The 16,766-nt window shown below is 61.4% G+C and carries 10 protein-coding genes and 2 riboswitches; of the genes, 5 read left to right on the top strand and 5 right to left on the bottom strand.

Translation table 11 applies throughout. The features are described from left to right. Positions 1-144: 144 nt before the first annotated feature. Positions 145-3,993 carry a cobaltochelatase subunit CobN gene (cobN, locus tag HV782_RS13420; RefSeq protein WP_186745801.1) on the bottom strand — a complete coding sequence of 1,283 codons (3,849 nt, stop codon included), beginning with the start codon at positions 3,991-3,993 and terminating at the stop codon, positions 145-147. A gap of 3 nt (positions 3,994-3,996) precedes the next feature. Next, positions 3,997-5,070 (bottom strand): cobalamin biosynthesis protein CobW, encoded by a 1,074-nt coding sequence (gene cobW, locus HV782_RS13415; RefSeq protein WP_034154301.1) that lies wholly within the window; start codon positions 5,068-5,070, stop codon positions 3,997-3,999. A gap of 100 nt (positions 5,071-5,170) precedes the next feature. Further along, positions 5,171-5,380: riboswitch (cobalamin riboswitch) on the bottom strand. A gap of 672 nt (positions 5,381-6,052) precedes the next feature. Continuing rightward, positions 6,053-6,274, top strand: a riboswitch (cobalamin riboswitch). A 119-nt stretch (positions 6,275-6,393) separates the two neighbouring features. Between cobW and HV782_RS13410 the strand changes: the two genes are divergently transcribed. From HV782_RS13410 to cobM, 4 genes are all read left to right on the top strand, one after another. Further along, entirely contained in the window at positions 6,394-6,591 is a 198-nt protein-coding gene (locus HV782_RS13410; RefSeq protein WP_123468212.1) for a CbtB domain-containing protein, read from the top strand. Between the two features lie 11 nt (positions 6,592-6,602). After that, positions 6,603-7,304, top strand: a complete 702-nt coding sequence (locus HV782_RS13405) for a CbtA family protein (RefSeq protein ID WP_186745803.1) — start codon at positions 6,603-6,605, stop codon at positions 7,302-7,304. After that, the gene (locus tag HV782_RS13400) at positions 7,301-7,714 is read left to right on the top strand and encodes a cobalamin biosynthesis protein (RefSeq protein ID WP_123468208.1); all 414 of its coding nucleotides are present in this window, start codon (positions 7,301-7,303) and stop codon (positions 7,712-7,714) included. The genes HV782_RS13405 and HV782_RS13400 overlap by 4 nt, the downstream gene beginning before the upstream one ends. Positions 7,715-7,793: 79 nt before the next feature. Continuing rightward, the gene (cobM, locus tag HV782_RS13395) at positions 7,794-8,540 is read left to right on the top strand and encodes a precorrin-4 C(11)-methyltransferase (RefSeq protein ID WP_128614877.1); all 747 of its coding nucleotides are present in this window, start codon (positions 7,794-7,796) and stop codon (positions 8,538-8,540) included. 200 nt (positions 8,541-8,740) lie between these two features. Here the strand turns inward: cobM and nfuA are convergent, their stop codons facing one another. From nfuA to HV782_RS13380, 3 genes are all read right to left on the bottom strand, one after another. Beyond that, a complete protein-coding gene (gene nfuA, locus HV782_RS13390; protein WP_003225494.1) occupies positions 8,741-9,325 on the bottom strand; it encodes a Fe-S biogenesis protein NfuA in 585 nt (194 codons plus the stop codon). Positions 9,326-9,382: 57 nt separating this feature from the next. Next, on the bottom strand, positions 9,383-10,405 hold the full coding sequence (locus HV782_RS13385) for an acyltransferase family protein (protein WP_186745805.1): 1,023 nt from the start codon (positions 10,403-10,405) through the stop codon (positions 9,383-9,385). A gap of 184 nt (positions 10,406-10,589) precedes the next feature. Then, entirely contained in the window at positions 10,590-12,872 is a 2,283-nt protein-coding gene (locus HV782_RS13380; protein ID WP_128614769.1) for a fatty acid cis/trans isomerase, read from the bottom strand. A gap of 155 nt (positions 12,873-13,027) precedes the next feature. Here HV782_RS13380 and metH point away from each other — a divergent pair, with 155 nt between their 5' ends. Then, entirely contained in the window at positions 13,028-16,738 is a 3,711-nt protein-coding gene (metH, locus tag HV782_RS13375; protein ID WP_123468200.1) for a methionine synthase, read from the top strand. The last annotated feature ends 28 nt before the right edge of the window (positions 16,739-16,766 follow it).

Here is a 16,766-nt window from a genome sequence, read left to right as displayed (position 1 = left end):
CCCAGGGGGAGAGGGAACTGACCCAGGTGTTTTTTCGAATTCCGTCGACCTGATACGTCGGGCCGAACTCAGACTTCGACAGCAACGCAAATCGGCTCCCTCTCCCTCCGGGAGAGGACTGGGCTGAGGGTAGCTTTTGGCCGGTTACATATCTTCCTCAATATCCAGCAGCAGATTCTCCAGCGCTTCTTTATAAGCCCCAGGCTCCTGCCACATCCCGCGCTGCTGCGCTTCCAGCATCCGCTCGGTCATGTCGCGCAACGCATGCGGGTTATGCTCGCGAACAAAATCCCGGGTGGCCGGGTCCAGCAGGTAGGCATCGGCCAGCAATGCGTACTGGTGATCATCAATCAATTGCGTGGTGGCGTCGAACGCGAACAGGTTATCGACCGTCGCCGCCAGTTCAAACGCGCCTTTATAGCCGTGGCGCTTGACCCCGTCGATCCACTTCGGATTCGCCGCACGCGAGCGGATCACCCGGTTCAGCTCTTCTTTCAGGGTACGAATCTTTGGCAAGTCCGGCTGACTGTGATCACCGTGGTAACTGACCGCCGCTTCGCCACGCAAGGTTTCCACCGCCGCGAGCATGCCACCCTGGAACTGGTAATAATCGTTGGAATCGAGCAGGTCGTGCTCGCGATTGTCTTGATTCTGCAACACTGCCTGCACCTGACTCAGGCGCTGGACGAATTGCTCGCGGGCGGCGGTGCCTTCGTCGGCACCGCCATAGGCGTAGGCGCCCCAATTCAAGTAGACCTCGGCGAGATCCTCGCGGGTTTGCCACAGACGGCCATCAATCGCGCCTTGCACACCGGCCCCGTAGGCACCGGGTTTGGCGCCGAAAATCCGCCATCCGGCCTGACGCCGCGCCGTGTCTTCGTCGAGGCCCGATTGCAGCAAGGCTTCGCGTTCGGCACGCACCCTGGCGGCCAGCGGATTGAGATCGTCCGGTTCGTCCAGCGCCGCCACGGCTTGCACGGCGGCGTCGAACAGGCGGATCAGGTTGGCAAAGGCATCGCGGAAGAAACCCGATACCCGCAGCGTCACATCGACTCGCGGACGATCGAGCAGGCTCAGCGGCAGAATCTCGAAATCATCCACCCGTTGACTGCCGGTGGCCCACACCGGACGCACGCCCATCAGGGCCATGGCCTGAGCAATGTCATCACCGCCGGTGCGCATGGTCGCGGTGCCCCACACCGACAGGCCGAGCTGACGCAGGTGATCACCGTGATCCTGCAGGTGCCGCTCGAGAATCAATGTGGCCGACTGGAAACCGATACGCCACGCGGTGGTGGTGGGCAGGTTGCGCACGTCCACCGAATAGAAGTTGCGTCCGGTGGGCAACACGTCGAGACGACCACGGCTGGGTGCGCCGCTGGGGCCAGCGGGGACGAAGCGACCGCTGAGGGCGTCGAGCAGGCCGCGCATTTCTGCCGGGCCGCAGGCATCGAGGCGTGGCGCGACGACTTCGCGCAGATGGTCGATGATTGCACTGACCTCCGCCCAACGCGGTCCTTGCAGGCGTGAGCCTATTCGCGATAGCAGTGTGTCAGTGGACTCAATGTTGGCTGACACACCGCCATCGCGAACAGGCTCACTCCTACAAGGGATTTGTAGTGTTTGGGAGATCAGGTCCGAAGCAAACAGTTCGAGGCGTTCGCGGGTGTCGCCGGCAGTGCGCCAGACTTCGTCGATTTGCGATTGCAGCGCCTCGGGACGCGGGCCTGTCCATGGATCGGCCAGCACACAATCGAGTGGATCGAATCCGAGTTCGAACGCTTTGGCGAGTGCTCGCAACAGGCTTGATTGCGCGCCTTTGCCGTCGCCTCGTGGAATCCGTAGCAGCGCGAGCAACGTATCGTTCCGCAAACGCCCGGTCGGCGATTCGCCAAAAATGTGCAGACCGTCGCGGATCTGCGATTCCTTCAGATCACACAGATACGTATCGAGGCGCGGCAACCAGATCGCTGCGTCGGCATCGCTGTCCAGCGCGGTATCGAGTTGCAGTTCGCGGTCGATCTGCGTATCGCGCACCAGTTGCAGAATGTCGCGCTGTAGCTCCCGGGCGCGGCGCGGATCGAGCAGTTGCGCTTCGTAATACTCGTCGGCCAGCAGCTCCAGATTACGCAGCGGGCCGTAGGTTTCGGCGCGGGTCAGCGGCGGCATCAGGTGGTCGATGATCACCGCTTGCGTGCGCCGTTTGGCCTGGGCGCCCTCGCCCGGATCGTTGACGATAAACGGATAGATGTTCGGCAGCGGCCCGAGCAGTGCGTCCGGCCAGCAGTTTTCCGAGAGGCCGACGCCCTTGCCCGGCAGCCATTCGAGGTTACCGTGCTTGCCGACGTGGATCACCGCGTGGGCGCCGTAGGTCTTGCGCAACCAGAAATAGAACGCCAGATAGCCGTGGGGCGGCACCAGATCCGGGTCGTGATACACCGCGCTCGGATCGACCTGATAGCCGCGCGCCGGTTGAATGCCGACAAAAGTCAGACCGAAGCGCAGGCCGGCGATCATCATGCGTGCGTCGCGGCACATCGGATCGTTTTGCGGCGCGCCCCAGCGCTCGGTCACGGCCGTGCGATTGGCCTCGGGCAGTGCGTTGAACTGGGCCAGGTAATCATCCATCGCCAGACTTTGCTGGCACGGGCGCAGATCAATCGTCTCGAGATCGTTGCTGACGCCACCGAGCAATTGCTGAATCAACTCGGTGCCGCTGCCCGGCAGCTCTGCCGCGACCGGATATCCCTCAGCCTGCAACGCACGCAGGATGTTCAGCGTCGCCGCCGGCGTGTCGAGACCGACACCGTTGCCGATGCGGCCGTCACGGGTCGGGTAATTGGCGAGAACCAGTGCGATGCGCTTACCGGCATTCGGCACCCGCGCGAGGTCGATCCAGCGCCGCGCCAGTTCAGCGACGAAATCCATGCGTTCGGGCTGCGCACGGTAACAGACCACATCGGACTGGCTGCGCTCGCTGCGCCAGGCCAGATCCTTGAAGCTGATCGGCCGACTGATGATGCGTCCGTCGAGTTCCGGCAAGGCAATGTGCATCGCCAGATCGCGCGGGCCCAGCCCCTGCTCGCTGTCGCGCCAGCCGGGCTCGTTGTCTTGGGCGCAGATGGCCTGAATCACCGCAATGTTGCGGCGAAACGGCCGCAGGTGCGGGGCTTCCGGGCTGGACTGGGCGAAACCGGTGGTATTGAGAATGACCCCTGCCTCGACTTCATCCAGCCAATCCTCGACCACGCTCAGGCAGCCCGGCTCTTTCAGACTGGCGACGGCGATCGGCAGCGGATTGAGCCCCGCCGCCTGCAAGCGCTGGCAGAACACGTCGATGAACGCGGTATTGGCCGCCTGCAAATGCGAGCGATAAAACAACACCGCCGCCACCGGGCATTCCGCCAGCCAGTCGGCTTGCCAGTCAGCCAGTGCGGCGCTGGTTTTGTCCGGGTGATAAATCGCCGTACGCGGCAAGGCTTGCGGCTCGCCCCACAGGTAATCACGGGCGAGCCAGCGGTTGGCCAGGCAATGAAAGAAATCCAGTGCATTGCCCAGGCCACCCTGACGCAGGAACTGCCAGAGGCGGTCGCGATCTTCGGCGGGCACGGTGCTCAGGTCACTGAGCTCCGGGTCGGGGCGATCATCGCCCGGTACCAGAATCACCTGCACGCCGCGCTCCGACAGCTCGACCAGCCGCTCGACGCCGTAGCGCCAATAAGCGATGCCGCCGTGCAGCGAGATCAAAATCACCTTGGCGTGGCGTAACACCTCGTCGACGTACAGATCGACCGACGCGTGATTCTGCACCTGCATCGGGTTGGCCAGACGCAGGCTCGGGTAATCCTCGGGCAACTGCTGCGCGGCTTCGGCGAGCAGCGCCAGGCTGGAATCGCCGCTGCACAGGATCACCAGCTCGGCGGGGGTTTGGCCAAGGTCGGCGATATTGTCATCCGACACGAAACCGCCGGGCTGGGTCCTGAGCAGGTGCATGGTTTAAACGCTGAGCGCGGCGCGCAGTTGCGCTTCGAGTTGTGCGGCGTCGAGTTCCTGACCGATCAGCACCAGACGGGTGACGCGCGCTTCATCGGCGCCCCACTGACGGTCGAAATGCTTGTCGAAACGCGTGCCCACGCCTTGAATCAGCAGGCGCATTGGCTTATTCGGAATGGCGGCGAAACCTTTGACACGCAGGATGCCGTGCTTGACCACCAGTTGCGTCAGTGCGTCGAGCAGCAGGCTTTCGTCGGCTTGCGGCAGTTCGATGGAGATCGAATCGAAGGCGTCGTGATCATGGTCATCGTGGTCGTCATCGCCTTCACCATGGTGGTGATCATGATGGCTGTGGCGGCTGTCGATGTGTTCTTCGGAACCGGCGCCGAGGCCGATCAGCACGTCCAGCGGCAGACGACCGTTGCTCGCTTCGATGATTTTCACCGCCGGCGGCAGTTCTTCGGCGACTTCAGCGCGTACACGCGCCAGATCTTCAGGGCTGGTCTGGTCGGCTTTGTTCAGAATGACGAGGTCAGCGCTGGCCAGTTGATCGGCGAACAGTTCGTGCAGCGGCGATTCATGATCGAGGTTCGGATCGAGTTTGCGCTGGGCATCGACTTGATCCGGGAACGCAGCGAAAGTGCCGGCGGCCACGGCCGGGCTGTCGACCACGGTGATCACCGCATCAACAGTGCAGGCGCTGCGGATTTCCGGCCACTGGAAAGCCTGCACCAGCGGTTTTGGCAGGGCCAGCCCGGAAGTTTCGATGAGGATATGGTCGAGATCGCCGCGACGGGCCACCAGTTCGCGCATCACCGGGAAGAACTCTTCCTGAACGGTGCAGCACAGGCAGCCATTGGCCAGTTCGTAGACCCGGCCGGTGGCTTCTTCTTCGGTGCAACCGATGGTGCATTGCTTGAGGATTTCGCCGTCGATGCCCAACTCGCCAAACTCGTTGACGATCACCGCGATACGACGGCCCTGGGCGTTGTCGAGCATATGCCGCAGCAGCGTGGTTTTGCCCGAACCGAGGAAGCCGGTAACGATGGTGACGGGGAGTTTGGCCAGTGTTTTCATCGGTATGCCCTTTGGCAAAGCGGCGGGCATACGGGACGAGAACCGGCAACGCGCATGCGCGCCGGAAGCGTTCGCCACCGGATCACCCCGCCCGGTTGTAGTGAGAATCTGTGACGAGGCAGGTCTCCTGGCTGACGGCGTTCAGGCTTGGCCTGGCATTCGCTGCGCCTTCCCGCTGGCTCTTTGATCGAGCTGGCAGTGGCGTGGCAGCGAACTTCACCGTTCACAGTTGCGGGGGCAGCCGCGGCTTTGACCGCGTTCCCTTCTTAGCTTCGGCATGTGCCGAAGAACCTCGAAAGCGCAAGGCTACGCATGGTGTGGGGATGGGTCAATGTTTGGATTGGGGGCGTATCCGTTTCTGCGGGTGTTGCTGATTAGGGTTCCGCCCTTACGGCGGGTCACTTTTTCCAGACGCCGAAAAAGTAACCAAAAAGGCTTTACCCTGACGTTCGGCCCTCGCCTAGGCTCGGGTCCCTTCGCTCCGGGATCTATCCGGGGGGCATCGCCTCCGGTTTGCTTCGCTGCACCTCCTCTCGATGTGTTTGGCTGCGCCAAACGGTCGCTACGCTCCCACCCCCGGCTAAATCCCTCCACTCAGCCTGCCGACGGGCGCTGAGATCAAAAGCGGTACTCGAGCTAACGCTCATTGTGTTGAGTGGTGAGAAGCAAGGGCTGTGGGCTGTGGGCTGCCTTTGTTTTTTTGTGGGAACTGGCTTGCCAGCGATGACGGCCAGCCAGCCGACCAATCCCTAACAGAATGCACTCAACCCCTGTGGGAGCTGGCTTGCCAGCGATAGCGGCCTGAAAGCCGACCAGGCTCTTGCAGACTGACGCCGGGGGCAGCCTTTTTGGTTATTTTTCGCTGGGCCGGCATTCCGGCGTCTGGAAAAAGTGACCCACCGTAAGGGCGGGAGCCCAATCAACAACACCCGCAGCAACGGTTATGCCCATTCAATTGACTAAATTCCCCCCCACATGCTCTCCTACACAACTTGTTACGGGTGCCCTTCACAGGGTGAAACGGGAAACCGGTGAATCATGTGCTTTACTCAAAGCCATGTCAGTCCGGTGCTGCCCCCGCAACGGTAAGCGAGCGAAGCGTCAGATCCACTGTGTCCCTGCGGCATGGGAAGGTGACGCTTGCAGGTCGGCCTGACGCCAACCCCTCGTGAGCCCGGAGACCGGCCCGCAACACACAGCGCGCATTTGCGTCGCTGAACCTGACAACCCGCGGTGGGCGGGCGCTGTTCGAACCTCTGCGTGCCTGACTCGCAGGGTTTTCATGCGCTCTATTCACCCGCTGACACTCCAGAGGGAAGCGCCATGTCGATCATCAGCAGCACCGCCAGCAACACAGACAAAATCGCCAGCACCGCCACACTGAGCCAACGCCTGATCGCGGCGTTCTTCGCCTCGATCCTCGGTGCCGGCCTCGTCTACTTCGCCGGTTTTTCGCACATCGAAGCGGTGCACAACGCCGCTCACGATACCCGCCACAGCGCCGCGTTCCCGTGCCACTGAGACCTGCCGACATGATCAAGCGTATTGCGCAAACCGCAGGTTTTACCGGGCTGCTGGCCGCCCTGCTCCTGACGCTGCTGCAGAGCTTCTGGGTTTCGCCACTGATTCTGCAGGCTGAAACCTTTGAAAAAGCCGAACCGGTTGTTGCGGTCCACGAACACGCTGCCGGCACCGCGGCGCACACCCACGATGCCGAAGCCTGGGAGCCGGAAGACGGCTGGCAGCGTGTGGCCTCGACCACCGGTGGCAATCTGGTGGTGGCGGTCGGTTTCGCGCTGATGCTCGCCGGTCTGTACACCCTGCGTGCACCGACCAAAACCTCGCAAGGCCTGCTCTGGGGCCTGGCTGGTTACGCCACCTTCGTCCTCGCCCCGACGCTGGGCCTGCCGCCTGAATTGCCGGGCACCGCTGCCGCCGATCTGGCCTCGCGGCAGCTGTGGTGGATCGGTACCGCCGCGTCCACGGCCGTCGGCCTCGCGCTGATCGCCTTCAGCCGTCCATGGGTGATGAAGATCCTCGGGGTAGCGATCCTTGCGGTGCCACATGTGATTGGCGCGCCACAACCGGAAGTGCATTCCATGCTCGCCCCTGAAGCACTTGAAGCCCAGTTCAAAATCGCTTCGCAGTTGACCAACGTGGCGTTCTGGCTGGCCCTGGGCCTGATCAGCGCGTGGTTGTTCCGCCGCAAAAGCGATGGTCACTACCACGCATGATGAATGACCGCGCAGCGTCGACCTTTGTGGTCGGCCTGGGCTGCCAGCGTGGCTGCCCGGCCAGCACGCTGCGCGCGTTACTCGATCAGGCCTTGCAGGCCCATCGCATTGAACTTGAGGCAGTCAAGGCCCTGGCCAGTATCGACCTCAAGCGTGATGAACCGGGTTTGCAGGAACTTGCCGCACAACTGGCTCTGCCGTTGCTGTACTTCAGCAGCGCAGAACTGGCCGGTTATCAGCAACGGCTCAGTCACCACTCGCAGATCGCCTACGAGCGAACCGGTTGTTACGGCGTGGCGGAAAGTGCCGCCCTGGCCCTGGCCGAACAACTGATTCAGGCCCCGGCAAAGCTGCTGATTTCCCGTCAAAAATACGCCCAGGCGACGTTGGCCTTGGCCGGCGCTGCGTAAACCCCCGATAATCCCCGCCCTCGATCATGAGCAATCTTCATCTGAAGGGTTGCTGCGGCTGTTTTCAAAGGATTCCACGATGACCGTCTACTTCATCGGCGCCGGCCCCGGCGACCCGGAATTGATCACCGTCAAAGGCCAGCGGCTGATCCGTCGCTGCCCGGTGATCATCTATGCAGGCTCGCTGGTCCCGGCGGCGGTGCTGGAGGGGCATCAGGCCGAGACCGTGGTCAACAGCGCCGAATTGCATCTGGAGCAGATCATTGAATTGATCAAGGTCGCCCATGCCAACGGTCAGGATGTGGCGCGCGTACATTCGGGCGATCCGAGCCTGTACGGCGCGATCGGCGAGCAAATTCGCCATCTGCGTGAGCTGAACATTCCGTTCGAGATCATCCCCGGCGTGACGGCAACAGCGGCGTGTGCGGCGTTGTTAGGCGCCGAACTGACTCTGCCGGATGTGTCGCAGAGCGTGATTCTGACCCGTTATGCCGATAAAACCGCGATGCCGGCGGGCGAAGAACTCGCCAGTCTGGCGCAGCATGGCGCGACCATGGCGATTCATCTGGGGGTCAATCATCTGGAGAAAATCCTCGTGGAGTTGCTGCCGCACTACGGCGCGGATTGCCCGATTGCGGTGATTCACCGGGCGACGTGGCCGGATCAGGACTGGGTGGTGGGGACGCTGGCGGATATTGCCGGGAAGGTTGCAGCCAAAGGGTTTCGGCGTACGGCGCTGATTCTGGTTGGACGGGTGTTGGGCAGTGAGGTGTTTAGCGAGTCATCGTTGTATCGCGCGGGGCATGCGCACCTGTACAGGCCCTGAATCATATGGGATTGGGTACAACCTGTGGCGAGGGGATTTATCCCCGATGAACTGCGCAGCAGTTCCTTTTCTGGGGCTGCTTCGCAACCCATCGGGGATAAATCCCCTCACCACACAGTAAACAGGCACTCATTAATCAAGTGCATAAAAAAACGGCGCTCACGGGGCGCCGTTTTTCATGTCCGCAGTGAACACCTTACTTAGTAGTAGGCGTTTTCTTTCTGCGTGTGGTCGGTCACGTCGCGAACACCTTTCAGCTCGGGAATGCGCTCAAGCAAGGTGCGCTCGATGCCTTCCTTGAGGGTGACGTCCGCCTGGCCGCAGCCCTGGCAACCGCCGCCAAACTGCAGCACGGCAATGCCATCCTCAACCACATCGATCAGGCTGACCTGACCGCCGTGGCTGGCCAGCCCCGGGTTGATTTCGGTCTGCAGGTAGTAGTTGATCCGCTCGTTGACCGGACTGTCGGCGTTGACCATCGGCACTTTGGCGTTCGGCGCCTTGATGGTCAGCTGGCCGCCCATACGGTCGGTGGCGTAGTCGACAACGGCGTCGTCGAGAAACGCTTCGCTGAACGAATCAATGTAAGCGGTGAAGCTTTTCAGCCCCAGCGCGGTGTCTTCGGGTTTTTCTTCGCCCGGCTTGCAATAGGCAATGCAGGTTTCGGCGTACTGGGTGCCAGGCTGGGTGATGAAGACGCGGATGCCGATACCCGGGGTGTTCTGCTTGGACAGCAGATCAGCCAGGTAATCGTGGGCGGCGTCGGTAATGGTAATAGCGGTCATGGAAACTCCTCGCAGGCTTGGGCGCAGTTTACGCCAATCGTTGCGCCGGACAAAGTCCTAGTATTTTTGTCGGGAAAGATTCTCGACCGGCTCGTCGTCCACTCGCGCCTTGAGCCAGCGATAACTGCGTTTTTCCACCCATTCGTAGCTCAGCCACGAACCGACGCCGATGGCCAGCACACAGACGCCAAACATCAAATACGGGTTGATGCCGTAGCGCTGCGCGAGGAAACCACCGGCCGACAGCACCAGCACATGCATCAGGTACACCGAATAGGAGCAGTCGCCGAGCAGCTTGAGCACTCGGCTGCGCTCGACATAACGCTCCAGCGCCATGCACGACAGCACCAGCACCGCGCTCGGCACGCCCCAGTTCAATAGCCTTGGCGCCGGCGCGAGGTGATAAATGGCCAGCAACGCCGCGCCGATTCCCAGCAACGGCAGCCACAGGCCGGCACCGATCCAGCCACGGCGGTAGAGCATGCCGATGGCGATCCCCAGCAAAAACTCATAGACGATATCCGAGCGATAGAACGCGCTGATCCAGCCAAACCCGGTCCACGCCTGACTGACCGCGAACAGCAACGCCGCGACCACCAGCAGCCGCACTTCCAGGCGAAACAGCAGAGCCCAGGCGAACAGCACGTAGAAGAGCATTTCGTAATTGAGCGTCCAGCCGACATTGAGCGTTGGATAAATGCCGTAGCCACCGGGATTTTCGGTCGGGATGAAGAGCAGCGACAGGAGCAGATGGTTCCAGTCCAGCGACTGATCCGGCAACAGCGGCTGAGCGAACACCACCAGCAACGCCATCAGCAACGTGTACAGCCAATACGCCGGGACGATGCGAAACAGCCGGTACAGCAGAAACCGCGTCGGCGGCAGCGACTTGCCCTCAGTGGAGAGGAAAATCACCAGGCCGCTGATGACGAAGAAGATATCGACCCCCACCGCGCCTTTGTCGATGAACAACTGCCCCAGCGGCCCACGTGCCTTGAAGTCGAAGAAAATCTGCATGAAGTGGTGGCAAACCACCGTCCAGGCGGCAAGTGCACGCAGGGCTTGCACTGAAATCAACATTGACCGCTCCTGACCAGATCGCTCGAAACCACCGCCGATACCTTGTAGGAGTGAGCCTGCTCGCGATGGCGTCAGCCCGATCAACATGTGATGCGCCTGACACACCGCGATCGCGAGCAGGCTCACTCCTACAATAGTTTCGCGGTGTCGCCAGGTATTGGGACAGTAGGTCGCACTCAAACGATCAAAGATTCTCGTAGCGGTTCATGTCCAGTACGCCCTCTTCCACCGGCTCGGTTTCGTGCATGTACTGACTCAGGTCGTGAAAATAGAACCAGAATTGCGGATGACTGCGACGAATACCCCAGCGTTCGACGATTTTCTCGAAGCGGTCGGCGTCCTTGGCATGCTCCATGGCGTCAACAAACGCGGGTACCTGATCGGCCGGAATATTGAACATGAAGTTCGGATAACTGCTGAGTACCCCAGGATAAATGGTCAAGGTGTCGAGCCCCGGCTGATAGCGCAGCGACTCGCCCAACAGGAACGCCACGTTGCTGTGTGCGCGATTGCGCAGCAGGCTGTAGACCTCGCGCTTGCCGCTGGCGGTCTCGATGCGCAACATCGTTGCTTCCGGCAGTTGTTCGATCACCTTCAAGCCGGCAGCCGGGCGCGATGTCAGGCGACTGAGGGCCTGTTCGGCATTCTGCAGCGCCGGGTCGATATTCGGCCGCGAGCAATACGCGCCGTCGCACCGGTTGATCGGATCAGGCCGCGCATTGAGATCGCCGTAACGCGCCAGCAACTGCATGGCGAAGTCATATTTGGGGTCTTTCCCTGCGAGTTTCAGCCCGGTCGGCTTGTCGTCGTCGATCGCCTCATAATCGAGCCACATCTTGAACTGACCGCTGCTCTGGTACCAATCGTCGAGGTAGTCCTCACGGGAATCGGCCGGCATCAGACGCAGGAAGTTCTGCTCGGCGCCGTTGCGGATCAGGTCGAAATACAGGCGGGTCTGCGCCTGATGGGAGACGTTGCCGAACACATCGAAGTTGACCGCCAACTGGTAATAGGTGCGCTCCAGCAGCGGATAATCGAACAGCCACATAGTCTGTGGCACTTCGCCGATCAGGCCTTTGGTCACCGAGGCGCTGTCGAAGTGGCGGAAGATGCTCAACAGCGCATTGTCGTTGCCGGCCCACAGGGTCGACCAGCTCGGCGGCGGTTGGTCGGCGTAGCTGTCGCGGCGCAGGGCCTCGTACTCGTTACGCTTGTCGCGGTAGTTGCGCCACAGGCTGAGGACACTGCCGACGTCATCGTTCTGCCCCGGCATCGCCAGCAACGGTGTGGCATGGCCGCGATAGTTCGGGTCGGTGATGTACAGATCGTGCTCCGGCGCCTGGAACAGCGCCCAGAAGTTGTCGCGGATCACGTCGGTCGCGATCTGCCCCCGGCACACTGGCCCGCGAATGAAGGTGCGGACGAAGTACTCGGCGTTATCGAGCATGAACTGATAACGCGCCTGCGCCGGGATCGCCTCGAACGTGGCAAACGGGTTGGCCCGGCTCTGCGGTCCATACCCCGGCAAAGCGTTGACCTGCCAGTTGCCGCTGTAGAACAGGCTTTTGACCCGCGCCATCTTCGCCGCGCTCAGCGGATAGGTGATGTGGGTCTTGTGCACGATCACCCCTTGCACGGGCCACAAGCGGTAGTACACCTGAGTACCCGGATCATCGTTCGGACGGCGGGTGGCAATCAGGTCGATTGGCTGGCCGGTCGGTGTGCGCGAGCGCACCCACTGGAAGTAATGCCCTGGCTCGCCGTCCTTGAAATACAGGTGCGCGAGAAACCAGTGCTCGTACAGCCAGCGTCCGACCAGACTCTGACGGGCACCGGGGGTGTTTAGCAGGTTTTCCCACTGCACGATCTGCAACGCCTCTTTGGCGCTGGGCGCCAGGCCTTGCTCGTCAATTGGCGCACCGGACGCCAGCCAGCGTTGCAGCGTCTGGTATTGCTGATCGGTCAGACCGGTCACCGCCAGTGGCATGCCTTCTTTCGGATGAGCGCCGGCATAGCCTTCGAACTCGGCGGGCATCGCGCACATGTTTTCCCGTTGCAGGCCGAGGACGATGTCTTCAGGGAGTTTGGCATTCGGGGTCAACGGGGTTTTGTGCCCCAGCTCCAGCATGCGCGCCATCAGCGCCGCCTGACTGCCTTGGGCATCGAGCACCGAATAGAAGTCTTTCTGCTGCCAGGCACGCTTGCCAAAAGCGTCGTAGAACAGTCGGGTGGTCGGCGCGGCCTGAGTCCGCTCGCCGTCATACACCGGCATCTTGCTCGCGCCACGGGCGGCGCCTTCACCACTGCCCAGGTTCAGCTGACAGGCGGAGTCGTAGCACGCATGGCATGCCACGCACTTTTCGGTGAAGATCGGCTGAATATCACGGGTATAGGAAATAGTGGGATCTTGCGCAGCAGCGCCCCAGCTTAAAAACAGCAAAAATATGCTGATGACGCGGTACGACATGCCCTTGATCCCGATCCTGAAAAAAACGTCGCGATTCTACAGGATGACGCCCGCACCAACATGAGCGATATTCATGCAAAACCGTCACATGCTCCAAAACCGCACAGGTTTGTTATGATCCCGGCCCTTCGTCATGGTCTTTTCGAGTAGTCCCAATGTCCGATCGCAGCGTTCGCCTTCAAGCTCTCAAGCAAGCTCTCAAAGAGCGCATCCTGATTCTCGATGGCGGTATGGGCACGATGATCCAGAGCTACAAGCTCGAAGAACAGGATTATCGCGGCAAACGCTTCGCAGACTGGCCGAGTGACGTCAAGGGCAACAACGACCTGTTGGTGATCACCCGTCCGGATGTGATCGGCGGCATCGAGAAAGCCTATCTGGATGCCGGCGCCGACATCCTCGAAACCAACACCTTCAACGCCACACGGATTTCCATGGCCGACTACGGCATGGAAGAACTGGCGTACGAACTAAACGTAGAAGGCGCACGCCTGGCGCGCAAGGTGGCTGACGCCAAGACCGCCGAGAACCCGGCCAAGCCACGCTTCGTCGCCGGGGTACTCGGCCCGACCAGCCGTACCTGTTCGCTGTCGCCTGACGTCAACAACCCCGGCTACCGCAACGTCACCTTCGATGAACTGGTGGAGAACTACACCGAGGCCACCAAAGGCCTGATCGAGGGCGGCGTCGACCTGATCCTGATCGAAACCATTTTCGACACCCTCAACGCCAAAGCGGCGATCTTCGCCGTGCAAGGGGTGTTCGAAGAGCTGCACATCGAACTGCCGATCATGATTTCCGGGACCATCACCGACGCTTCCGGCCGCACCCTGTCGGGCCAGACCACCGAAGCGTTCTGGAACTCCGTGGCCCACGCCAAACCGATTTCCGTGGGCCTCAACTGCGCCCTCGGCGCCAGTGAACTGCGCCCCTACCTGGAAGAGCTGTCGAACAAGGCCAGCACCCACGTTTCGGCGCACCCGAACGCGGGTCTGCCGAACGAATTCGGCGAGTACGACGAACTGCCGTCGCAAACCGCCAAGGTCATCGAAGAATTCGCCCAGAGCGGTTTCCTCAACATCGTCGGCGGTTGCTGCGGCACCACCCCGGGCCATATCGAAGCGATCGCCAAAGCCGTGGCCGGTTACGCACCGCGACAGATTCCAGACATTCCCAAGGCCTGCCGCCTGTCCGGTCTGGAGCCGTTCACCATTGATCGCAGCTCGTTGTTCGTCAACGTCGGCGAGCGCACCAACATCACCGGTTCCGCCAAGTTCGCCCGTCTGATCCGTGAAGACAACTACACCGAAGCCCTGGAGGTCGCCCTGCAGCAGGTCGAGGCCGGTGCGCAGGTGATCGACATCAACATGGACGAAGGCATGCTCGATTCGAAGAAGGCCATGGTGACCTTCCTCAATCTGATCGCCGGTGAACCAGATATCTCTCGCGTGCCGATCATGATCGACTCATCGAAATGGGAAGTGATCGAAGCCGGCCTCAAGTGCATTCAAGGCAAGGGCATCGTCAACTCGATCAGCATGAAAGAAGGCGTCGAGCAGTTCATCCATCACGCCAAGCTGTGCAAGCGCTACGGTGCTGCCGTGGTGGTGATGGCGTTCGACGAAGCCGGCCAGGCCGACACCGAAGCGCGCAAGAAAGAGATCTGCAAACGCTCCTACGACATTCTGGTCAACGAAGTCGGCTTCCCGCCGGAAGACATCATCTTCGACCCGAACATCTTCGCCGTGGCCACCGGTATCGAGGAACACAACAACTACGCCGTGGACTTCATCAACGCCTGCGCCTACATCCGCGATGAGCTGCCGTATGCCCTGAGCTCCGGCGGCGTGTCCAACGTGTCGTTCTCGTTCCGTGGCAACAACCCGGTGCGCGAGGCGATCCACTCGGTGTTCCTGCTCTACGCGATCCGCGCCGGCCTGACCATGGGCATCGTCAACGCCGGTCAGCTGGAAATCTACGACCAGATCCCGCAGGAGCTGCGCGACGCCGTTGAAGACGTGATCCTCAACCGCACGCCGGAAGGCACCGACGCCCTCCTCGCCATCGCCGACAAATACAAGGGCGACGGCAGCGTCAAGGAAGCCGAGACCGAAGAGTGGCGCAGCTGGGACGTCAACAAGCGTCTGGAGCATGCGCTGGTCAAGGGCATCACCACCCACATCGTCGAAGACACCGAAGAATCGCGCCAGTCGTTCGCCCGTCCGATCGAAGTGATCGAAGGCCCGCTGATGTCCGGCATGAACATCGTCGGCGACCTGTTCGGCGCTGGCAAAATGTTCCTGCCGCAAGTGGTGAAATCCGCCCGCGTGATGAAGCAGGCGGTGGCCCACCTGATCCCGTTCATCGAACTGGAAAAAGGCGACAAGCCCGAAGCCAAGGGCAAGATCCTCATGGCTACGGTGAAGGGAGACGTGCACGACATCGGCAAGAACATCGTCGGCGTGGTGCTGGGCTGTAACGGCTATGACATCGTCGACCTTGGCGTGATGGTGCCGGCCGAGAAGATTCTGCAGGTGGCCAAGGAAGAAAAGTGCGACATCATCGGCCTCTCCGGCCTGATCACGCCGTCGCTGGACGAAATGGTTCATGTCGCCCGGGAAATGCAGCGCCAGGATTTCCACCTGCCGCTGATGATCGGTGGCGCGACCACCTCCAAGGCGCACACCGCGGTGAAAATCGAGCCGAAGTACAGCAACGATGCCGTGGTCTACGTGACCGACGCCTCCCGTGCGGTAGGTGTGGCAACGCAATTGCTGTCTAAGGAGTTGAAGGCCGGTTTCGTCGAGAAGACGCGCCTGGAATACGTCGATGTGCGTGAGCGCACCTCCAACCGCAGCGCCCGTACCGAGCGTCTGAGCTACGCCGCTGCCATTGCCAAGAAACCGCAGTTCGACTGGGCGAATTACCAGCCGGTCAAACCGACCTTCACCGGCAGCAAGGTGCTGGACAATATCGACCTCAAGGTCCTCGCCGAGTACATCGACTGGACGCCGTTCTTCATTTCCTGGGACCTGGCCGGCAAGTTCCCGCGCATCCTCGAAGACGAAGTGGTCGGTGAAGCCGCCACCGCGCTGTACAAGGACGCCCAGGAAATGCTCGCCAAGCTGATCGACGAAAAGTTGATCAGCGCCCGCGCGGTGTTCGGCTTCTGGCCGGCCAATCAGGTGCATGACGACGACATCGAGCTGTACGGCGATGACGGCAAGCCGTTGGCCAGACTGCATCATCTGCGTCAGCAGATCATCAAGACCGACGGCAAGCCGAACTTCTCGCTGGCCGACTTTGTGGCCCCGAAAGACAGCGACGTCACCGACTACGTCGGTGGTTTCATCACCACGGCCGGCATCGGCGCCGAAGAAGTGGCCAAGGCTTATCAGGACGCCGGCGACGATTACAACTCGATCATGGTCAAGGCCCTCGCCGACCGTCTGGCCGAGGCATGTGCCGAGTGGCTGCACCAGCAGGTGCGTAAAGAGCACTGGGGTTATGCCAAGGACGAGACCCTCGACAACGAGGCGCTGATCAAAGAGCAATACAGCGGCATCCGCCCTGCTCCGGGTTATCCGGCGTGCCCGGACCACACGGAGAAGGCCGCGCTGTTTGCCCTGCTCGACCCTGAGGCCGCCGAAATGCGCGCCGGTCGCAGCGGTGTGTTTCTCACCGAACACTACGCGATGTTCCCGGCGGCAGCGGTCAGCGGCTGGTACTTCGCCCATCCGCAGGCGCAATATTTTGCGGTGGGCAAGGTCGACAAGGACCAGGTGCAGAGCTACACCTCGCGCAAGGGACAGGAACTGAGCGTAACCGAACGCTGGCTCGCACCGAACCTGGGCTACGACAACTGAGACTTGCCAGGGCATGGACGCCTGTTGC

Origin of the sequence: Pseudomonas monsensis (assembly GCF_014268495.2) — a bacterium.
Lineage (GTDB): Bacteria > Pseudomonadota > Gammaproteobacteria > Pseudomonadales > Pseudomonadaceae > Aquipseudomonas > Aquipseudomonas monsensis.
This window is presented reverse-complemented; position numbering and strand designations above follow the sequence as displayed.

What these genes read in the sequence shown, in the direction of transcription:
- metH (WP_123468200.1), top strand. Translation starts at nt 13,028, where the DNA reads ATGTCCGATCGCAGCGTTCGCCTTCAAGCTCTCAAGCAAGCTCTCAAA.
- HV782_RS13385 (WP_186745805.1), bottom strand. Translation starts at nt 10,405, where the DNA reads ATGTTGATTTCAGTGCAAGCCCTGCGTGCACTTGCCGCCTGGACGGTG.
- HV782_RS13405 (WP_186745803.1), top strand. Translation starts at nt 6,603, where the DNA reads ATGATCAAGCGTATTGCGCAAACCGCAGGTTTTACCGGGCTGCTGGCC.
- HV782_RS13400 (WP_123468208.1), top strand. Translation starts at nt 7,301, where the DNA reads ATGATGAATGACCGCGCAGCGTCGACCTTTGTGGTCGGCCTGGGCTGC.
- HV782_RS13410 (WP_123468212.1), top strand. Translation starts at nt 6,394, where the DNA reads ATGTCGATCATCAGCAGCACCGCCAGCAACACAGACAAAATCGCCAGC.
- cobN (WP_186745801.1), bottom strand. Translation starts at nt 3,993, where the DNA reads ATGCACCTGCTCAGGACCCAGCCCGGCGGTTTCGTGTCGGATGACAAT.
- cobM (WP_128614877.1), top strand. Translation starts at nt 7,794, where the DNA reads ATGACCGTCTACTTCATCGGCGCCGGCCCCGGCGACCCGGAATTGATC.
- cobW (WP_034154301.1), bottom strand. Translation starts at nt 5,070, where the DNA reads ATGAAAACACTGGCCAAACTCCCCGTCACCATCGTTACCGGCTTCCTC.
- HV782_RS13380 (WP_128614769.1), bottom strand. Translation starts at nt 12,872, where the DNA reads ATGTCGTACCGCGTCATCAGCATATTTTTGCTGTTTTTAAGCTGGGGC.
- nfuA (WP_003225494.1), bottom strand. Translation starts at nt 9,325, where the DNA reads ATGACCGCTATTACCATTACCGACGCCGCCCACGATTACCTGGCTGAT.